At 39.9% G+C, this 21,108-nt stretch carries 16 protein-coding genes; 6 read left to right on the top strand and 10 right to left on the bottom strand.

Annotation, left to right across the window (positions count from 1 at the left end; all coding sequences use genetic code 11):
• The first annotated feature begins 1 nt into the window (after position 1).
• Positions 2-1,453: an AMP nucleosidase gene (locus tag AACV01_RS02910; RefSeq protein WP_004242872.1), complete on the top strand. Its 1,452-nt coding sequence runs from the start codon at positions 2-4 to the stop codon at positions 1,451-1,453.
• 79 nt (positions 1,454-1,532) lie between these two features.
• On the opposite strand, the gene AACV01_RS02905 is transcribed toward AACV01_RS02910, so the two are convergent.
• The gene (locus AACV01_RS02905; RefSeq protein WP_012367910.1) at positions 1,533-2,525 is read right to left on the bottom strand and encodes a tyrosine-type recombinase/integrase; all 993 of its coding nucleotides are present in this window, start codon (positions 2,523-2,525) and stop codon (positions 1,533-1,535) included.
• 307 nt (positions 2,526-2,832) lie between these two features.
• Positions 2,833-3,870: an isoaspartyl peptidase/L-asparaginase family protein gene (locus tag AACV01_RS02900; protein ID WP_004242876.1), complete on the bottom strand. Its 1,038-nt coding sequence runs from the start codon at positions 3,868-3,870 to the stop codon at positions 2,833-2,835.
• Positions 3,871-4,583: 713 nt separating this feature from the next.
• Between AACV01_RS02900 and AACV01_RS02895 the strand changes: the two genes are divergently transcribed.
• Genes AACV01_RS02895 through AACV01_RS02885 form a run of 3 tightly spaced genes read left to right on the top strand, consistent with a single transcriptional unit; the run spans position 4,584 to position 9,550 of the window.
• Positions 4,584-5,657, top strand: coding sequence for an HlyD family secretion protein (locus tag AACV01_RS02895; protein ID WP_004242877.1), 1,074 nt, complete (start codon positions 4,584-4,586; stop codon positions 5,655-5,657).
• Positions 5,654-8,422 (top strand): ribosome-associated ATPase/putative transporter RbbA, encoded by a 2,769-nt coding sequence (rbbA, locus tag AACV01_RS02890; protein ID WP_161682384.1) that lies wholly within the window; start codon positions 5,654-5,656, stop codon positions 8,420-8,422. Before AACV01_RS02895 ends, rbbA begins: the two co-directional genes overlap by 4 nt.
• Positions 8,423-9,550 (top strand): ABC transporter permease, encoded by a 1,128-nt coding sequence (locus AACV01_RS02885; protein WP_004242881.1) that lies wholly within the window; start codon positions 8,423-8,425, stop codon positions 9,548-9,550.
• Between the two features lie 27 nt (positions 9,551-9,577).
• Here AACV01_RS02885 and kdpE read toward each other — a convergent pair whose 3' ends face one another.
• Genes kdpE through kdpA form a run of 5 tightly spaced genes read right to left on the bottom strand, consistent with a single transcriptional unit; the run spans position 9,578 to position 17,338 of the window.
• A complete protein-coding gene (gene kdpE / locus AACV01_RS02880; RefSeq protein WP_004242882.1) occupies positions 9,578-10,261 on the bottom strand; it encodes a two-component system response regulator KdpE in 684 nt (227 codons plus the stop codon).
• Positions 10,258-12,960: a two-component system sensor histidine kinase KdpD gene (gene kdpD / locus AACV01_RS02875; protein WP_060554652.1), complete on the bottom strand. Its 2,703-nt coding sequence runs from the start codon at positions 12,958-12,960 to the stop codon at positions 10,258-10,260. Before kdpD ends, kdpE begins: the two co-directional genes overlap by 4 nt.
• A gap of 4 nt (positions 12,961-12,964) precedes the next feature.
• Positions 12,965-13,558 (bottom strand): potassium-transporting ATPase subunit KdpC, encoded by a 594-nt coding sequence (kdpC, locus tag AACV01_RS02870; RefSeq protein ID WP_004248042.1) that lies wholly within the window; start codon positions 13,556-13,558, stop codon positions 12,965-12,967.
• 10 nt (positions 13,559-13,568) lie between these two features.
• Positions 13,569-15,626: a potassium-transporting ATPase subunit KdpB gene (gene kdpB / locus AACV01_RS02865; RefSeq protein WP_004242885.1), complete on the bottom strand. Its 2,058-nt coding sequence runs from the start codon at positions 15,624-15,626 to the stop codon at positions 13,569-13,571.
• A gap of 11 nt (positions 15,627-15,637) precedes the next feature.
• Positions 15,638-17,338, bottom strand: a complete 1,701-nt coding sequence (gene kdpA / locus AACV01_RS02860; protein WP_004248043.1) for a potassium-transporting ATPase subunit KdpA — start codon at positions 17,336-17,338, stop codon at positions 15,638-15,640.
• A gap of 335 nt (positions 17,339-17,673) precedes the next feature.
• Here kdpA and AACV01_RS02855 point away from each other — a divergent pair, with 335 nt between their 5' ends.
• Both AACV01_RS02855 and AACV01_RS02850 read left to right on the top strand, forming a co-directional pair.
• The gene (locus AACV01_RS02855) at positions 17,674-18,360 is read left to right on the top strand and encodes an ankyrin repeat domain-containing protein (protein ID WP_060961380.1); all 687 of its coding nucleotides are present in this window, start codon (positions 17,674-17,676) and stop codon (positions 18,358-18,360) included.
• Positions 18,360-18,821: a nucleoside deaminase gene (locus tag AACV01_RS02850; RefSeq protein ID WP_004242888.1), complete on the top strand. Its 462-nt coding sequence runs from the start codon at positions 18,360-18,362 to the stop codon at positions 18,819-18,821. Before AACV01_RS02855 ends, AACV01_RS02850 begins: the two co-directional genes overlap by 1 nt.
• A gap of 52 nt (positions 18,822-18,873) precedes the next feature.
• On the opposite strand, the gene dmsD is transcribed toward AACV01_RS02850, so the two are convergent.
• From dmsD to AACV01_RS02835, 3 genes are all read right to left on the bottom strand, one after another.
• Positions 18,874-19,485: a Tat proofreading chaperone DmsD gene (gene dmsD / locus AACV01_RS02845; RefSeq protein WP_004242890.1), complete on the bottom strand. Its 612-nt coding sequence runs from the start codon at positions 19,483-19,485 to the stop codon at positions 18,874-18,876.
• A 139-nt stretch (positions 19,486-19,624) separates the two neighbouring features.
• Positions 19,625-20,485 carry a DmsC/YnfH family molybdoenzyme membrane anchor subunit gene (locus AACV01_RS02840; protein WP_004242891.1) on the bottom strand — a complete coding sequence of 287 codons (861 nt, stop codon included), beginning with the start codon at positions 20,483-20,485 and terminating at the stop codon, positions 19,625-19,627.
• Position 20,486: 1 nt separating this feature from the next.
• Entirely contained in the window at positions 20,487-21,104 is a 618-nt protein-coding gene (locus AACV01_RS02835) for a DMSO/selenate family reductase complex B subunit (RefSeq protein ID WP_004242892.1), read from the bottom strand.
• Between the last annotated feature and the right edge of the window lie 4 nt (positions 21,105-21,108).

Genomic DNA, 21,108 nt, shown 5'->3' with positions numbered 1-21,108 from the left:
TATGTCAAAACCTCATAACCCAGAAATTCAAAAAATTATTAATGAGTTAAAACAACAATATCAAAATGCTGTTGATGCCTTACGTAATGCTATTATTATGTATGCTCAAGATGGAAAATTACCTGATATAAAACAAAGGGCTGAAGGTCTATTTGCTTATCCGCAATTAACCGTACATTGGTATGGTGATGTTAAAAAAGAAGATAAAACAAGAGCTTATGGGCGTTTATCAAAATCAGGTACTTATTCTACTACTATCACCAATCCAACTTTATTTGAAAATTATTTAACTGAGCAACTGCAACTTATTGCAGATGCTTATCATGTCTCTTTTGAAGTGACGGCCTCAAAACAGGAGATACCATATCCTTTTGTCATTGATGGCACTGGCATTGGTTTTGATCGGTCAATGAGCGCTTCTTTAGCAAAATATTTTCCGACTACCGATCTCTCTAAAATTGGTGATGATATTACCGATGGTTTAATTGATGACAGCGAGCTTTTACCTCTTTCACATTTTGATGCACTACGGACGGATTTTTCTTTGGCTCGTTTAAAGCATTATACCGGAACTTTACCTGAAGATGTGCAACCTTATATTTTATTCACCAATTATAACCGCTATGTGGATGAATTCGTTCGTTGGGCCTGTGCACAAGTTGCTGATAAAAATAGTCCATATTGTGTACTTTCTTGTGCAGGTTTTCAGCAAATAACCGCCGATACGGTTGATCCGGAAAAATTAATTTCTGATCTGACATGGAAAAAATATCAAATGCCCGCCTATCATTTAATTGCAAAAGAAGGGCCGGGAATAACATTAGTGAATATTGGTGTTGGGCCGTCAAACGCCAAAACAATTTGTGATCATCTGGCGGTTCTACGTCCTCATGTTTGGTTAATGATTGGTCATTGTGGAGGCTTAAGAGAAAGCCAATTATTAGGTGATTACGTTTTAGCTCATGCTTATTTACGAGATGATCATATTTTAGATGCTGTATTACCGCCAGATATTCCTATTCCTAATATTGCTGAAGTTCAGCGTGCACTTTATGATGCCACTAAAGCCATTAGCGGTAAGCCTGGGCATGAAATCAAACAACGATTAAGAACAGGAACGGTTGTGACAACAGATGATCGCAATTGGGAATTACGTTTTTCAGCAACATCAAGGCGATTTAGTTTAAGTCGAGCCGTTGCCGTGGATATGGAAAGTGCCACTATTGCCGCTCAAGGTTATCGTTTTCGCGTTCCTTATGGCACTTTGTTATGTGTATCTGATAAACCGTTACATGGTGAAATAAAATTACCAGGACAAGCTAATCACTTTTATGAAGGTGCGGTATCAGAGCATTTGCAAATAGGTATTCATGCAATTGAGTTATTAAAAGACGAAGAAGATAAATTACATTCTCGTAAATTAAGAACCTTTAATGAGCCACCATTTAGATAAATCATAGCCATATTAATAAGATGGAAATTTATACCCAATTTCATTGATTGAATTGGGTATATTTTTACAATATAAAAAGCTAAAAACGTAAATGTCGAGCCGCTTTTCTAAGACGATCATCACCACGTCTATCATAGCGCTGTGTAGTCATAATACTGGCATGACCCATGGCATCTTTTACGGTTACAATATCTTCGCCATTATCTAACATTGCAGAGGCAAAAGTGCGTCGCAGATCGTGAGGAGCAAATTTATCAATGCCACTTTCTTGTTGGCGTGTCTCTAAAATATAATAAATGGCTTGGTCTGTTATTCGTTCATCCGTTACATCATCAAAGCGGCGAATACGTGTGAAAAGGGCACCATCTTGTGCTCCCCTTATTTCATCGATCCATAATTGAACACGTTCCCAAGTATCTTCTGGCATATAGGATATTCTTTCTTTATTACCTTTTCCTCTGACAATAAAGGCTTGATCACGAAATTGAATATGCTCGTAATTAAGCGCAACAATTTCTGAACGGCGTAATCCACAGCCAAGTAGTACACTTAATATGGCCGCATCTCTTAAACCTTTTGAGGAGTGGTCTTTTTCACAACAGCGAAAAAGTGCGCGAATTTCATGTCCAGTAAGCGCTCGACCTTTAGGTAATCGACTTCCTCTTACCGATTTTACTTGGCGAATATGTTGATAGCTTTCTGTATCCATCAACTTCATCGCCCATGCTTCTAAAGCGACACCTTTTAGTGCAGCTAAATAAGTGTTAATTGTGGCGGGTGCTTTATCCGCATCAGATAACATGTCGATAATCGCTTGAATATGGTGGCGGCGAAGTGCTCCCCATTGGCAATGCTTTATTGAAGAGAAACCAATCATTTTTGCCACGATAGTTAAAAACGATCCCATCGTTTGGCGACTACGTTTAGAGCCTAAACTGCGTAAATAAGCCAGTGCAGGGTTAGTTTGTGTCGGAGAGGTGAAAGTTGCATTGAGATCTAATAATGGTTGTTTTTCCGCCAATACAAGTGATGTTTCTGGTGTTATTTCTTGATCGTCGTGGTGAAAATCCACAGCAATTTCCTTATTAAATCAATATAACTATGCTGAATATTCTAACAGATCTAAAAAAGAAAAAAGCTACTTTTTCAAAGGATCATTTTAATAAGTAGAGGCGATCGTGTTTGTTTTTAGCGTATAACGTTTGTTTTATGAACTGTTTTGGAGTGCAAAGTGAACAGTGGGGTTTACCCATGAAAGGAATAAAGAGATCAAAATAGGGGGATGATCGTGGAAATGGCTTAATATTATGCCCTTGGTTTATCTGTATTTTTAATAACAGTCGCTAAAAACCAAAGGCATAGTTTTAAAATAATGAAGGTTAATCTTTATAAATGGCGACTAGTGGTTTGCCATCATTACCAATGGTGCCTCGATACATTCCTTCAGAGTTAAAGCTCATCGTGTAGTTTCCAGATTTGTCTAATACGATAACACCACCACTTCCATTTATCGCTTTTACTTCATCAAGTGCATTTTGTGCCGCTTGCTCTAGAGGTAGTTTTTGATATTTAACTTGGGCTGCAATATTAAATGCGGTCAGCGTTCTAATAAACATTTCACCTGATCCTGTTGCCGATACCGCAACCGTTTCATTATCCGCATAATTACCTGCACCGATAATAGGGGAATCGCCCACACGACCATAACGTTTATTGGTCATTCCCCCTGTTGATGTTCCCGCCGCTAAATTACCATGTTGGTCTAATGCAACAGCACCAACAGTGCCATATTTATAATCATACATCATCGGATCAGCAAAAAGAGCCGCCGTTTTACCATCATGATCTAATACAACTTGTTCTTTTTCTAATGCTTTTTGTAGTTGTTGCCAACGATATTCAGTACGGAAATAACTCGGATCAACGATGGTTAACCCTTGCTCTTTGGCAAAAAGATCAGCCCCTTGAGAAACCATCATAACATGTGGACTTTTTTCCATTACCGCAATAGCGGCATTAATCGGATTTTTTACTGTGGTAACACCAGCAACAGCACCCGCTTTGCGCGTTTTACCATCCATAATAGAAGCATCAAGTTCGTTTCTACCATCGTGAGTAAAAACAGCACCTTTACCTGCATTAAAAAGAGGAGAGTCTTCCATAACATTAATCGATTTTTGTACAGCTTCAATACTGGTGCCTCCGCTATTTAAAACAGCATATCCAGCATTTAATGCTTCGGTCAGTTTGGCTTTATATTCTTTTTCTTGCTCTGGGGTGATGGTATCTTTAGTTATTGTACCTGCACCACCATGAATAACGAGGCGGATAGGGGCTTGTGTATTATTAGCTAACGCAGAAGAGGCAAAAAGAGTACAAAGGGTAAGTGTAGCGAGCTTATAGTTAATGTTTTTCATATAAACCTTCTCTTAATCGGATTGAGTTGTGTATTTGCAGGGATGTTATTACTTTAATTGTATATTGTTATTTGATATATAATTATTAACTGCAATAATCACTATATAAAAACTTTACCTAATAAGTGGTCTGATGACAGGCAAAAATAACAAATAATTTTAATTTAAATTAATGCTATAATAATCAAACTGTTATATTTAAGGGGTTTTATGCAATTAATTTAAAATTAAATCTTGCAAATAAAATATTAAAATAAAAGTATGTTGGTTATTATTTATTTTTAACGCTGTTAAATTTATAGTAAAATCAAAAAATAGCTAACTCCATCAACATTAAATATGTGACTTCGATCAATTATCGTAACCAAGTGTTATTATTATATTTTGATTTTAATGAAGCTAATGGATGCTAAATTTTATACATTTTGTGTGTTATCTCGAATAATCAAATTTTGATAGTGTATTATGTGATAAAAGTACTACATTAAATTGACACAACACACTATCATATTCTTATTATATTTTATAATTCATATGGTTAACTTTTGTTTTTCTCTTTTTTTATTTTATTTTAATTCGCTTTATATATATAAATGGACTATTTTTAAAGTAGATGAAATAAAATTAAAAATTGTTATTTAACTATTTTCTTACACACAGTAAATCACAAAAAATTGGGTTATTTATGGCAAAAGGAAGGTTAAATAATTTATATGAAAAATCAAAAAACGAATCGTTTTTTTGTTTACGGCATTATTATTGTTGCAATTATTGCAGCAGGTATTTTTTGGTGGAAAACACAAGCACCAGCACTCCCTGATGGGTTTGCTCAAAGTAATGGGAGAATTGAAGCTACTGAAATTGATATTTCAACCAAAACACCAGGAAGAATTGACACTATTTTGGTCAAAGAGGGGGATTTTGTTAAAGCGGGTGAAGTGTTGGCAACAATGGATACTCGTACCTTAAAAGAGCAACTTCATGAAGTTCAAGCCCAACTAGAGCAAGCCAAAAGTAGCGTTATGACCGCAGAGTCGGCACTTTCTCAACGTCAAAGTGAGCAAGTTGCAGCGCAGGCGGTTGTTCGTCAGCGTATTGCAGAGCTTGACGCATCAGTAAAACGCCTTAATCGCTCCCGGGCATTAGTTAAAACAAAAGCAATTTCTATTCAACAACTGGATGATGATATAGCAAGAACCGAAGGGGCTCGTGCTGCTGTTGAAGCTGCAAAAGCACAAGTGACTGCAACTATTGCGGCAATTGATTCGGCAAAGTCTGGAATTATTCAAGCAAAAACTAAAGTTGATGCAGCAACAGCTACCGAACGACGTATTATGGCTGAGTTGGATGATAGTATCTTAAAAGCTCCTCGTAATGGCCGTGTACAATATCGTGTTGCGGAACCCGGTGAAGTGCTAGGCGCTGGCGGTCGAGTGTTAAATATGGTCGACCTTAGTGATGTGTATATGACATTCTTTTTGCCAACTGAAGCCGCTGGCAAAGCAGCCTTAGGCAGTGATGTCCATATTATTTTGGACGCAGCCCCACATATTGTGATCCCTGCGAAAACGACTTATGTTGCCAGTGTTGCACAGTTTACCCCTAAAACGGTTGAAACTGACAATGAACGTTTGAAGCTAATGTTTCGTGTAAGAGCGAGGATCTCCCCTGAATTACTAGAGAAACACCTTGAATATGTCAAAACAGGTTTACCGGGACGTGCCTATATTCGCTTAGATAATAGCCAACCTTGGCCGACTGATTTAGAGGTGAAATTACCACAATGAGTCAACTAATGAGAACGCAAAGTCATTCTCATATCATTGAATTGACTCATGTATCCCAACATTATGGTGATACCAAAGCACTTGATGATGTGACATTGACTATTCCTGCCGGAAAAATGGTCGGCTTAATAGGCCCGGATGGTGTCGGAAAATCGAGTTTAATTTCTCTTATTTCAGGAGCCAGAGAAATTCAGCAAGGGCAAGTGATAGTACTTAATGGTGATATGAATGATGTTAATCACCGGCGAGCTGTTTGCCCCAAAATTGCCTATATGCCGCAAGGGTTAGGTAAAAATCTTTATCACACTCTTTCTGTTTTTGAAAACGTCGATTTCTTTGGTCGCTTATTTGGTCAATCAAAACAAGAGCGAGAAGAGCGCATCAATGATTTACTTGAAAGTACGGGGCTAGCGCCTTTTAAGGATAGACCTGCAGGTAAACTATCTGGTGGTATGAAGCAAAAACTGGGGCTTTGCTGTGCATTAATTCATGATCCACAATTACTGATCCTCGATGAACCCACCACAGGGGTTGACCCATTATCACGGGCGCAATTTTGGGAGTTAATTAATCGTATTCGTAAACGTCAAACCAATATGAGCGTATTGGTTGCAACGGCTTATATGGAAGAGGCTGAACGCTTTGATTGGCTGGTTGCAATGGATGCAGGTAAGGTTTTAGCCACTGGTCATGCGGAAGAATTAAAGGCGCAAACGGCGACAGATGAATTAGAAGCTGCTTTTATTGAGCTTTTACCGGAAGAAAAACGTAAAAACCATCAAAAAGTGATTATTCCTCCACGGGATAAAAGTGATGACGATATTATCGCCATTGAGGCCAAAGAGTTAACAATGCGCTTTGGTCAGTTTGTTGCTGTTGATCATGTCAGTTTTCGTATTCCTAAAGGCGAAATTTTTGGTTTTCTAGGCTCGAATGGTTGTGGTAAATCCACCACCATGAAAATGCTTACAGGTTTACTTGAGGCAAGTGAAGGGCACGCTTGGTTATTTGGGCAAGAGGTTGATCCAAAAGATATCGAAACCCGTAAACGTGTTGGTTATATGTCGCAAGCATTCTCACTGTATAGCGAATTAACGGTTCGACAAAATTTAGAGCTACATGCCAAACTCTTTCATATCCCAGAACAGGATATTCCTCAACGTATCAAAGAAATGAGTGAGCGTTTTAATTTGACCGATGTGGAAGATATGATGCCTGATGGTTTACCTTTAGGTATTCGACAACGCTTATCGTTAGCGGTGGCAGTGATCCACAAACCAGAAATGCTGATCCTTGATGAACCCACCTCTGGGGTTGACCCTATCGCTCGAGATATGTTCTGGAATCTGATGGTTGATCTCTCAAGACGTGACGGTGTCACTATTTTTATCTCTACCCACTTTATGAATGAAGCGGCGCGCTGTGACAGAATGTCTCTGATGCATGCCGGAAAAGTGCTAGTGACAGATACTCCGGCTAATTTAGTGAAAAATAGTCAATTTGATACACTAGAAGAAGTATTTATTGATTATTTGAAAAAAGCATCCGGTGAAACAGAAACGCCCGATATTGAAGATAAACAGCTACAATTGCCTGCCTCTAGTGAAGAAAGTGCGGAAAAAGCGTTAAAACAACGATTTAGTTTACGCCGTTTATTTAGTTATAGTATTCGTGAAGGGATGGAATTACGCCGTGACCCAGTACGCCTTACCTTAGCATTACTAGGCACGGTAATATTGATGTTTATTATGGGTTACGGCATCAGTATGGATGTTGAAAACCTACGCTTTGCCATTATGGATAGAGATCAAACAGGGCTAAGTCAGGCTTATAGTCAAAACCTATCAGGCTCTCGCTATTTTATTGAAAAAGCGCCGATTACCGATTATAACCAACTTGAGCGTCGTCTCCGCAGTGGTGATATTACTGTTGCGATTGAAATTCCGCCTAATTTTGCTCGAGATGTTGCTAAAGGACATAAAGTAAAAATAGGGGTTTGGATTGATGGCGCGATGCCAAATCGTGCAGAAACTGTCCGTGGGTATATTCAGGCAATGCATCTAACTTGGATGTTAGATATGGCCATGCGTCAACCTACCAATATGGTTGATCAATTTTCCCCCATTGATATCGAAACCCGTTATCGTTATAACCCTGATGTAAAAAGTTTACCCGCCATAGTACCTGCGGTTATTCCGTTGTTGTTGATGATGATCCCCGCGATGTTAAGCGCCTTGAGTGTGGTACGTGAAAAAGAGCTAGGCTCTATTATTAATTTATACGTTACTCCAGTCACTAAAGCCGAGTTTTTATTAGGCAAACAGATCCCCTATATTTTATTGGGAATGTTTAACTTTTTTATGCTCTGTGCGCTTTCGGTATTTATTTTTGGTGTCAGTTTTAAAGGAAGCATGTTGACACTCTCATTAGGGGCGTTGCTTTATATCACTATTGCTACGGGAATGGGATTACTGATTTCTTGTTTTATGAAAAGTCAGATTGCGGCTATTTTTGGTACTTCAATTATTACCTTAATTCCTGCTACACAATTCTCCGGCATGATTGACCCAGTATCATCCTTAGAAGGTATTGGTAAATGGATAGGGCATATTTATCCGACTTCTCACTTTCTTACTATCACTCGAGGAACGTTTTCAAAAGGACTTAACTTATTTGATTTGCCTTGGTCTTTTATTCCGTTACTTATCACGATCCCCATTGTGATTGGGCTGAGTGTCTTTTTCTTGAAAAAGCAGGAGGCTTAAATGTGGCATACCGTACAAAATATTTTTAATTTAGGAATAAAAGAGTTACGAAGTTTATCCCGTGATAAGGCGATGCTGGCATTAATTGTGTTTGCCTTTACCGTATCAATATACTCATCGGCTACTGTAACACCGGGCTCATTACACCATGCGCCGATAGCGGTGGCTGATCAGGATAAATCTCAACTTTCGGCCCGTATTGTCAATAGCTTTTATATGCCTTACTTTTTACCACCTGCAGATATTACACCCGAGCAGATTGATGGTTTATTAGATAGAGGAACTTATACTTTTGCGTTAGATATTCCGCCTAATTTTCAACGCGATCTACTCGCAGGACGTAAGCCAGAAATTCAAGTCAATATTGATGCAACACGGATGAGTCAAGCTTTCTTAGGAAATAGCTATATTCAAAATATCGTTATGGGAGAAGCGAAAACTTTTCTTGCTAAAGAGCGCACTAACGATCCACTGCCTGTGGATTTAGAAGTTAGAATGAGCTTTAACCCAAACTTAACACAATCTTGGTTTGGCTCTGTTATGGCGATAATCAATAACATTACCATGCTATCTATTGTATTAACCGGGGCGGCACTAATACGAGAGCGAGAGCATGGCACTATTGAGCATTTATTAGTTATGCCTGTCACACCATTTGAGATCATGCTTTCTAAAATATGGTCAATGGGATTGGTTGTATTGTTAGCGTCGGCCATGTCTTTAGTACTAGTGGTTAAATCACTGCTACATGTGCCGATCGAAGGCTCTGTTTTGTTATTTATGTGTGGGGTCGCGTTAAGTTTATTTGCAACGACATCCATTGGTATTTTCTTAGGCACAATGGCGCGCTCAATGCCACAATTTGGTTTATTGATGATTATGGTATTGTTGCCATTAAATATGTTGTCTGGAGGGATGACCTCAAGAGAGAGTATGCCTCAGTTTGTACAAGATGTGATGCAAACTATGCCAACCACACATTTTGTCAGCCTTGCACAAGCGATATTGTATAGAGGCGCAGATTTCTCGATTGTTTGGCCTCAATTTATCGTTTTAATTATTATTGGCTCAGTCTTTTTTGCATTGGCACTGTTACGTTTTAGAAAAACGATATCTGCAATGGCTTAGTCGTTCTGATAAACCGAAAAAAGAGACTTAAGGCATAAAACGATAACCGATCCCCGTTTCAGTAATTAAGTGCACTGGACAGGTGGGATCGGTTTCTATTTTCTGACGTAGATGCCCCATATAAATTCGCAAATAATGGCTATGCTCTACAAAGTTAGGCCCCCAAACATGCTGCATTAAATGACGTTGAGTTAATACTTTTCCACTATTGTTGACAAGTTCACTGAGTAGACGAAACTCGGTCGGAGTAAAGTGAATGGGTACGCCTTGGCGAGTGACTATTCTTTTAACCCAATCAATAGTGATATCACCAAATGTAAATTGAGTCGTTTCTGTTTCTTGTTTGACAAAGCGACGTAATGAAGCACGAACCCGAGCTAGTAATTCACTCATACCGAAGGGTTTAGTTAAATAATCATCAGCTCCAGCGTCTAAAGCATCAACTTTATCTTGTTCAGAATCTCTGGCGGATAACACAATAATCGGCGTGCTACTCCATTGGCGGAAATCTTGAATAAAGCAGAGCCCATCTTTATCAGGTAATCCCAGATCAAGAATGACTAAATCAGGTTTTCTTGATGCTGCCTCTATTAATCCTCGTTGACATTCTGAGGCGTCATAAACACGAAAACCTTCGTTCTCTAATGCAAGGCGAACGAATCGTAAGATCTCTTTTTCATCTTCAACAATCAATATGTTATATGGCGTCACTGTTTTATTTCAATCTCATCAATATTAGGTAGTGATTTTAAAGGTAAAACAAAGTGAAAACTGGCTCCACCTTTTTTATTATTTTCAGCCCAAATTTTACCTTCATGTAAGTGGATAATAGCACTGCAAATAGCAAGACCCAGCCCAACCCCCGGAATGGCGGACTCTTTTACTGCACGTGAAAATTTATTAAAAATAAGCTGCAATTGTTCAGTGGGAATACCTGCGCCTTCATCCCAAACTTCAACATGAATTTGATCCTCTTCAACCGTAGCTTTTATGCCTAATTTAGTTTGTGATGCGGTATATTTGACTGCATTTTCTAATAAATTAGTTAACACGCGCTCAATTAACAGACTATCGCAATAGAGTAATAAATCAGCTGGAATATCAATTTGTAATGGGTGTTTATCAAGTAAATAAGAGAGTGAACGTATTGCACTTCCAGCAATTTCTTGCAGTAAATTCCACTGCAAGTTGACTTGGATCCCACCTGATTGAATACGTGCCATATCCAGTAAATTGTTGACTAAGCGGGAGGTCGTCAAAATTTGTTGGCGGATCTGACTAACTTGTTCAGTATGAGCAGAGCCCTCAGCACTTAAGTCTAGAAGAAGAATTTCAGACTGGCCAAACAGGACGGTAAGTGGTGTTTTTAGATCATGAGAAAGGGCGGCTAAGAGCGCATTTCTTAATTGTTCTCGTTCTATATTAATACGAGATTGTTCGGCCATTTCCGCCTGTTGTAACCGTTCAAGAGCATTGGCAATTAGGCCATTAAATGTCTGTAGGAGTTGCTGTTGTTCAGGAATAAGTACTTGGCGTAGATTATTTGGCTCAATCGCTAAAATCGCTAATACTTGTTGAGATGCGCTAATAGGGTGCAACTGATAAGGGACACTAGGTAGGGTATCCGTTCCTGCACCTGCGATTTGATCTTTATCCCAACACCAACGGGCAATACCACTATCAATGGGAAGTTGTCCCATACCTTCAGCATTGTATGGCGTTAATTCACCATGATGATTAGGCATTAATAAACAAACTTTGGCATCAAAAGCACTTGATAAAAAATGATAACTAGTACGTACCACTTCTTCTAAAGTCAGTGCCCGACTCAGCTCTCGGGTCATTTCAAATAAATGACGAGTGCGTTGTTCTCTATAACGAGCAACCCGGGTTTGATAACGCATTCCCGCAGTTAAATTACCCACCACTAACCCAACAATGAGCATTACGGAAAAAGTCACTAAATACTGCATATCTAATACAGCCAGTGAAAAATGCGGTTGTACAAAGAACAAATCAAAACTTATCACATTGATTAAAGCGGCAAAAATAGAAGGGCGACGACCAAAAAATAGCGCGATAAGAACAACGCCTAATAAATAAAGAGTAACTAAATTCGCCTTATCTAACGCTAACAAAAAAGTACGTGAAAAAAGCGTAATAGCTAGACATAAACCAATAGCTGTTAGATAGCCTTTAAGATTTTGACGCCATTTATCATTTTGTGGCACAAATGTTTTTGTTTTATAACGCGGTTCTTCTTCATTTAAAGCGACACTGATAACATGCAAGTCAGGTGCATAACGCGCTAACCTTTCTGCGAAACGCATACGGACCCAACGTTTTAACCATTGCCACTTTTGATAGGGGCGTTGACCGATAATCACCTTGCCTAAATTATGCTCTCTGGCATAGCGGATCACCGCTTTTTCCGCTTGATTATCAGAAAGGATCGCCGTTCTTGCCCCTAGGTGTTGTGCTAACTTGAGGGAATGTAAAATAGCACGGCGTTTATGCTCACCTATCTGATGTAGCTTTGGTGTTTCAACATAAATAGCATGCCATTGGCAACCAAAAGCAGCAGCATAACGAGCGGCAGTACGCACTAATTTATCATTTCTTCCATGAGCACCAAGACAAACCATTAAACTATCAGTAGTATGCCAAACAGGCGTACCACCTTGGCTATCACGGAATTCTTTTACTTGGGAATCAACGCGATCTGCCATCCGTCTTAGGGCAAGCTCTCGTAATGCAATCAAATTACCTTTACGAAAAAAATGCTCTATTGCACGCTCTGCTTGTCCTGCCAGATAAACTTTGCCTTCATTTAAGCGCTGTTGTAGGTCGTCTGGTGGTAAGTCGACCATAACCACTTCATCAGCATTATCAAAGATATAATCAGGAATAGTCTCTTGAACGCGAATACCTGTAATACTACCAACAATATCATTAAGACTTTCAATATGTTGTACATTAATGGTGGTTAAAACATCGATGCCCGCATCAAGTAACTCTTCAACATCTTGCCAACGTTTTGGATGGCGACATTTATGTGGATTACTAAAAGCCAATTCATCCATTAAGATCACCGCAGGATGTCTTGCTAAGGCCCCATCTAAATTAAAGGCAGAGAGCTTTCTACCACGATAATGTAATTTTAATGGCGGTAATAACGGTAATCCCTCAAGTTGTTGTGCCGTTTCTTGGCGCTGATGGGTTTCTACAACCCCAGCTAAGACATCAATACCTTGCTGATGTAAACGTTGAGCTTCTTGTAACATGGCGTAGGTTTTACCTACGCCGGCACAGGCACCAAAAAAGATCTTTAATCGTCCTCGATGGGGTGCTCGCGTTAATGCCAGCAAATCATCAGGAGAAGGGCGTTGCCACTGCGGAGCTTGTTCCATTTTATTACCCGCTCACTTTATTGTTTTTTTCTGCACTCAATCTATCAAGTGCCTGATTGAGTTTAAAGACATTCACCACAGGTTCACCTAAAAATGGTATTAATGGCGATGTCGTATTTTCTGTAATTAATTGTTTTATTTCATTTATTGTGAATTGACGTAATAACGCAATATGCGGTGCTTGGTAATAAGCGGCAGCCAATGAAATATGAGGATCAAGCCCACTGGCGGAAGCGGTCACTAAATCAACAGGAACGACTTGATGATTATCAACCCTTTTTTGCCATAAACGAACACCTGCAGCCACTTTCTCGCTTAAGAGTGGATTTGATGTAGCAAGTTGGCTAGCGCCGGAAGCCATACTATTGTAAGGCATTTCACTTGTCATTGAGGGGCGACCTTGAAAGTAATCGGCTCGATTAAATGACTGTCCAATCAATTCAGAGCCAATCAGTTTATCGTCCTGATAAACCAGTGAACCATTTGCTTGCCAAGGAAAAAACAATTGAGCTAATCCGGTTATAAATAAAGGATAGGCTAATCCAGTGATAAGTGTCAGTAATACTAACATCACTAAAGATGAACGAAAAAGATGCATAGTATTCTCCTTAAAGCCCAATAATAGCTAAAATCATATCGATGAGTTTAATTCCTAAAAAAGGAACAATTAACCCACTTATTCCGTATAAAGAGAGATTACGGCGTAATAATGAATGAGCAGAAACAGGACGATAATGCACACCTTTCAACGCTAAAGGGATCAAAAAGACGATGATCAAAGCATTAAAAATAACGGCTGATAACATCGCGGATGCTGGGGAGTGTAATCCCATAATATTGAGCATATTCAATTGTGGATATGTCACCGCAAAAGCTGCGGGAATAATGGCAAAATATTTTGCGATATCATTGGCAATACTAAAGGTGGTTAGGGCGCCACGGGTCATAAGCATTTGTTTACCAATATGAACGACTTCAATTAATTTGGTGGGATTTGAGTCCAAATCAACCATATTGCCTGCTTCTTTAGCGGCTTGCGTTCCTGAATTCATGGCCACAGCAACATCGGCTTGCGCTAAAGCCGGCGCATCATTAGTACCATCTCCGGTCATAGCGACAAGTCGACCTTCTGATTGATATTGACGGATCAACGCCAGTTTAGCCTCTGGAGTGGCTTGCGCAAGAAAATCATCTACACCGGACTCGGCAGCAATGGCCGCCGCAGTAAGATGGTTATCACCGGTGATCATCACGGTTTTAATGCCCATTTGGCGAAGTTGAGCAAAGCGCTCTTTGATACCCCCTTTGACGATATCTTTAAGTTCAACTACACCAAGGATATTTTGATTTTCAACGACGACTAATGGCGTAGCACCAGCTCTTGCGACTTGCTCGACTATGGTGTTGACTTCATCGGGAAAATGGCTATGACTAACTTCGATATGGCGACGAATAGCATCAACCGAGCCTTTACGTATAATACGCTCGCCAATATTTACGCCACTCATTCTGGTCATCGCTGAGAATGGAACAAAAGAGGCTCCCATCGAAGTTAAATCTCGTTCACGTAAATTAAAGCGCTGTTTGGCTAATATAACGATGCTACGACCCTCAGGTGTTTCATCTGCTAAAGAGCTTAATTGCGCCGCATCTGCCAATTGTTTTTCAGTTATTCCTGATAGAGGAATAAAACGAGAAGCTTGGCGATTACCTAAAGTAATTGTCCCTGTTTTATCGAGTAATAAAACATCAACGTCTCCTGCGGCTTCTACTGCACGCCCACTAGTCGCAATCACATTAGCGTCTAACATCCGGCTCATACCTGCCACGCCAATAGAAGAGAGTAGTCCGCCGATGGTTGTAGGGATCAGACAAACTAATAATGCGATTAACGTTACAACAGAAATAACCTCACCATGCTCTTGGAATTGCACGGCAAACACACTAAAAGGATAGAGTGTGGTACAAGCGAATAAAAAGATCAGCGTTAGGGCCGTTAATAAAATAGTTAATGCAATTTCATTCGGCGTTTTTCTGCGTTTAGCCCCTTCCACCATACCAATCATACGATCGAGGAAAGAGTTACCCGCTTCAGCACTACAACGAATAATCAACCAGTCAGATAACACACGAGTCCCTCCAGTAACAGAAGAAAAATCGCCACCTGACTCACGAATAACGGGAGCTGATTCGCCGGTGATCGCACTTTCATCAACAGAAGCGCCGCCTTCAATCACTTCACCATCACAAGGAATTACCTCGCCAGCATTGACCAAAACAATATCGCCTTTATGTAATAAAAGTGAATCAATGATTTCTTGGGGAGCATGAAGATCAGCATGCTGTAAGCGCACCGCTTTAGATTGTTGTTTCGCACCTCGTAAGCTTGCCGCCTGTGCTTTACTACGACTTTCTGCTAAAGATTCAGCAAAATTGGCAAATAGTAGGGTTATCCATAACCAAAGCATGACTTGAAAAGTAAAATGATTATCTGGTGGTAGATACCCCAGTAAAACGGCAAACCAAATACCCGTAGTGAGTAGTGCACCAACATAAACAATAAACATCACCGGATTATGCCATTGCGCTTGAGGGGTGCATTTTTTGATAGCATCCAAGAAAGCTGACATCATTGTTTTTCTATTAAAAAGAGGTGTTTTTTTCATGATGAGTGTCCTTATTTAGCCCATAACAACTGTAAATGCTCAGCAATAGGGCCTAGTGCTAATGCCGGAACAAAGGTGAGTGCACCAATCATTATTACTGTGAGGAACAATAGAAAAATAAATAGCGGTGAAGTAGTGGACAATGTGGCTAAACTTTCAGCTTGGCGTTTTTTTATTGCCAAACTACCGGCGATAGCTAAGACAGGCAACATGACACCAAAACGTCCGACAAGCATAGTGATACCTAATAACAGATTATAAAAAACAGAATTAGCATTCAGTCCGGCGAAAGCACTGCCATTGTTATTGGCAGCTGAAGTAAAAGCGTATAAAACTTCACTAAAACCATGAGGACCAGGATTTAAAATCGCTTCGCGACCTACTTCGCTAAAGAGGGCAAGTGTTGTACCTAATAAGGTGATTGCTGGTGATATTAAAATAGCGACAGCAACCCATTTCATTTCTGCTACACCAATTTTTTTGCCGAGATATTCAGGTGCTCGACCCACCATTAATCCAGCGATAAAAACAGCTAACAAAACATACAAGATCATGCCATAAAAACCAGAACCAACACCGCCGAAGATGACTTCTCCAGTTTGCATTAACCACATAGGAACCATACCTCCTAATGCAGTTAATGAATCATGCATGGCATTTACTGCACCACAAGAAGCGGCTGTAGTGACGGCAACAAATAACGCACTGCCTATTAAACCAAAGCGACTCTCTTTACCTTCCATATTTAATGAACTATCCGCACCCATTAAAGTAAATTGTGGGTTACCTCGCCATTCAGCCCAAACAATTACGCTAACCGCAACAATAAAAATCAATGTCATTACCCAAAGTAAGGTATAGCCTTGCCGTTGTGTGCCACTCAGTCGGCCAAAGGCGAAGCATAGCGCGGTAGGTAACAGGAATATGGCAAGTATTTGCAAAAAGTTACTGAAAGAGGTTGGGTTTTCATAAGGATGAGCAGAGTTTGCTGCAAAATAGCCTCCTCCATTGGTTCCTAACAGTTTAATCGCCTCTTGAGAAGCAACGGGGCCCATTGGTAACCATTGCTGATTTTCAAGTCCTTGGCTTAATAGCGCGGGATGGAAATTTTGGATCACGCCTTGGCTAACAAATAACAGTGACCAAATAATGGCTAAAGGTAGTAACAGATATAGGGTAATACGACCAATATCTACCCAAGCATTACCAATGGAATGGCAAGAAGATTGTGTTAATGCTCTGATCAATACAAAGGCAACAGCGATCCCCGTTGTTGCTGATAAGAAATTTTGTACTGTAAGCCCCATCATTTGGCTTAAATAGCTAACGGCTGTTTCACCGCTATAGGCCTGCCAATTGGTATTAGTAATAAAACTAATGGTGGTATTTAATGCTAAATCCCAACTCATATTAGGTGCAAACTGTGGATTTAAAGGTAAATAACCTTGATTAAGTAAAATTACCAATAATAAAAGTGCTCCCATTGAGTTAAAAATTAACAGGGCGAACATATAGTGATACCAACTCATAGACTGAATCGCTTTGCCGGCAGGTTTAAAACCACAGCTACGCCAAATAACCTGTTCTGTTTTTGTTACCCAATGAGGTAAATCACCTTCTATGAGACGAGCAAGATAATTGCCAATCACTTTTCCCATAATCAGTAAGACGGTGAGAAAAACGGCAATATAGATCAACGTTGTTGTTGCCATTTTTAAAATGCCTCTGCATGAAACAACACATAAATAAGATAAGCAGTGAGCACAATCACTAATGCCACAGCACCGAATATCAACATTTGAACTATCCTTTTGCGATTTAGATTGAGTAAAGCTACTGAAAGAGGTGTAAAGATGTTGATAAAAGCGCTATGGCGGATGTAAAAAAAGTATAAAAATGCTGACCAAACCTAAATCAAGGCTTAATGGTGGAATATTTTATTGCTCAATAGGTTGAAATAATGCCATCCCTTTGTTAGATGTAATAAATGGTCGAATAATCTGCTGATTAAGCAGGCTGAAAATACCCCTTCACGAGGAGAGATTGAATGAATACTATCTATTTAAAGACCAAGTGGTTTTTCTACTTCTTAGGCCTATTAATGGTTTCATCTATCTTTATGGTAAAAGCAATGGCAAATTCTGATAAAGCAGATCTAGTAACACTGGCACAAGAGGGAAACTTGCCAGAATTAAAGCGCCAGATAGCGCAAGGAGAGAATATTGAACAACGAGATATCAAATTGCGTACACCGCTAATGGCGGCTACTCATGCGAATCAAATTGAGGTGGCAAAATACCTGATTGAACAAGGGGCTAACGTCAATGCCCGCGATGCTATCTATGATTCACCTTATCTTTATGCTGGAGCGAGAGGATTGCAGGAAATTTTAGCCTTAACCTTAGCCCATGGCGCAGATCTGAATAGCATCAACCGTTATGGTGGTACGGCATTGATTCCTGCGGCGGAGCGCGGCCATGTTGCCACAGTAAAAACCTTGATTGATGCCGGTGTGGATGTCAATCATGTTAATCGCCTTGGTTGGACTGCGTTAATTGAAGCCATTATTTTAGGTGATGGAAGTCAAAAATATGCAGATATCGTGACGTTGCTGATCGATGGTGGGGCGGATGTTAATTTAGCTGATGGATCTGGACGTACACCATTAACCTTAGCGAAAGATAAAGGCTATACCAATATCATCAATATTCTTCAACAAGCAGGGGCAAAATAATGTCAGATAAGCAATTTATACAGCAAGCCATTTCGCTTGCCACAGAGAATGTGAAAGTTGGTGGGCGTCCCTTTGGCGCGGTGATCGTGAAAAATGGCCAAGTGATTGCTCATGCTGTTAATCAAATTACAGCGACAAATGATCCAACTGCACATGCAGAATTATTAGCATTACGAGAAGCTGGAAAAGTGTTAGGACGAGCAAAATTGGATGATTGTGTGGTTTATGCTAGTGGTCAACCTTGTCCAATGTGTTTGGCGGCTATGCGTATGGCGGGGATCTCACAAATATTTTATGCTTACTCTAATGATGATGCCCAGCCTTATGGATTATCGACAGCCAATATTGCTAAGGCATTAAGAGTCGCTCCGGAGCAACAAGAAGGGTTGCAATTTGTGCAAATAAAACCTGAAGACGAAAAACAACCGGCACTTTATCAGCTTTGGTCTCAACAATCTTAACTAAAAATAACAGCCCAATTAGGGCTGTTCTTCTTTTGATCAAATCAGTCGATTAGCAAAATAGCTGTTTTTCAACAGGAGTAATCGAGAGTAGGGATTGCCAGCTTTTAAGCGTTAACGTTGCTAACATGGCAAGACCTTCATAATAAGGGAATGCTCCTTGTAATGACAATTTCTCTAGATAGCGATAAGCCCAAGGTAATAAATGTTCAGCAAGTAGTTCAGTTAATTTTTCAGGGCGTGTTTCTGCAACCCATGCCACCATCATCACCATTAAACCAAAGTGATCTTCAGGTTCATTTTGAGTCAAGGCAATATCAATACCATTCTCCAGCATCCATTCACGTAAATCTAAGGTTGAATCACCAAATAAGACATTCTCATGATCAAGATACACCGATCCCCAAGGTGGTGCAGGTAGCGCATAAGGCCCAATAAATAAACGTTGATAGGCTTGTGCTAATGTTTCATCTTGATAGGTAGTTTGCGCCAATAATGAGGCAATGCGTTGTTTTTCTTCTTCAGAGCCATAAGGCCATTCAGTTAACCATTTGCCGCTTGAGAGTAACTCAACAATGTCACTTTTTTCAGTTGGTGGGTAATAGAAAGCAGCCCCAATAATACGGGCAGAGAGAGAAATATCTGTAATAACTTGTTGTTCCATAATATTTTTATTATCCGCTGAAATGTATATTATCTATAATAGGTTATTCCCTATATAAACATAATGACTAAGATTAAAAAAGGGTAACACAGTAAAAGAAAACCGCCATTACGGCGGTTTTTAAGGATAAATAGGTTGATTAACCTACAACAGCCATTCCTACTGTCATATGTAAGCCATAGAATACGCCACGACCAATAAATTCACCAACAAACACCAAAATAAAACCTAACACCATTAAAGAAACAGAAGGATTATTTTTGCGTAATAACGGTGCTATCCAACAAGCTAACCCTAATGTTAGGGCAATCAATTTAATGCCCATTAAAAAACCGTAATCAGGAACTAAATCAACCGCTTTTTGTACGGAGGTTTGAATTGAACCCAATTCAAAGCCTTGAGAGGTAGCCACAATAGCACTGATAATAATGGCGATAACACTTAATAGCGGTAATGCACTAATACAATTTAAGTTAAAACCGGCAATACGCATTAACAGTGCCGCTAAAATAGGGCCGCCAATAAATGCGGTTAGTACGAAGTTAACTGTGGTATAGCCATTATACCAAGTAGGTACAGTATCAATTTGATAAACTCGCGAAATAGCCGTGATAAATAGCACTGCAAGTATCATGACAACCACTAGCCACAATTTACCTAATGCAGCAGGCATTTTATTTAACACACTAATTAACCAATATAAGCCACCTAAAGCAAAGAATGTGGCACCACTGGCAATTTCATTACTTAATGATGAATGACCAAAACGGATAAAAGAGTTAAAGGCACGCATTGGGGTTCCCATGTGGATCATGGAGAGTAAAAAACCAATCCCCATTAATAACCACAAACCAAACATGCTGTAATGCACTTTGCGATTTAACGCTTCAGGCAGTTTGCCTGAAAGAATGGCGCAACCCATAATAATAAAGGCGCCAGCCACACTTTGACCAATAACGGTAAAGAACATCAGTGGCCATTCATGTAATCCCATGCCCATCTTACACCTCCTCTGGGTTAGCCAGATGCCCGGTGGTGTCACCTACAGGTCGGCTATTGGCATTTAATTTAAGTACAATATTCGGTTTAGTGTATTTCGCAGATGGAAGAGGGGCTATTTCAGCAAGATCACCATATTTAGCGCGTAACTCTTCAATCGGTGCCATATCTAATGCACGCAATGGGCAAGATCCGACACAAATTGGCTTTTTGCCTTCAGCAACACGCTCATAACAACCATCACATTTGGTCATGTGGCCTTTGACTTCATCAAACTGCGGTGCACCATAAGGACATGCCATATGGCAATAACGACAGCCTATACACACTTCTTCATTTACCACCACAAAACCATCTTCGCGTTTGTGCATGGCGCCACTTGGACAGACTTTTACGCAAGCCGGATCGTCACAGTGGTTACATGAAATAGATAAGTAGTAAGCAAAAACGTTTTGCGTATACACACCATCTTGCTCGGTCCAATCACCACCGGCATATTCATAAATACGGCGGAAATTGACCTCAGGGGATAAATTTTTAAAATCCTTGCACGCGAGTTCGCAGGTTTTGCAGCCGGTGCAACGACTTGAATCGATATAAAAACCATATTGCGTTGACATAACC

The organism is Proteus sp. G2609, assembly GCF_963896135.1.
GTDB lineage: Bacteria > Pseudomonadota > Gammaproteobacteria > Enterobacterales > Enterobacteriaceae > Proteus > Proteus mirabilis.
Note: the sequence above shows the minus strand (reverse complement) of the source record. Positions and strands in the feature narration are given on the sequence as shown.